We start from the raw sequence: 251 nt of genomic DNA, 5'->3' as shown, positions 1-251 counted from the left end.
AGGCCTCGCTAGGCTGGATCCCACCTGCATCTAAAAAATGTACCAAAGCCCCCATGCGCGCTAAACTGGGGTGTTCGAGCCCAAAACTTTCCAACAGGACTTCAAAGGTCACCTTGCCATTGAGGTGAGTAAAACTGGCGCCATCAAAATCAAATCCCAGTGCGTCAGTGGGACAATCCTGAGGGGCTTGCAACCACACAAAGCGTGCTTCGGGGTCGATAAAACGGCTAATCAACCAGGCACTCGCAAGA

The 251-nt window shown here is 52.2% G+C and carries 1 protein-coding gene; it reads right to left on the bottom strand.

The window, feature by feature from the left end:
- Positions 1-251, bottom strand: a 251-nt coding sequence (locus B4920_RS27180; RefSeq protein WP_139379738.1) for a chromate resistance protein ChrB domain-containing protein, incomplete at both ends; no start/stop codon positions are given.

The organism is Zoogloea sp. LCSB751, assembly GCF_002028455.1.
Lineage (GTDB): Bacteria > Pseudomonadota > Gammaproteobacteria > Burkholderiales > Rhodocyclaceae > Zoogloea.
Note: the sequence above shows the minus strand (reverse complement) of the source record. Positions and strands in the feature narration are given on the sequence as shown.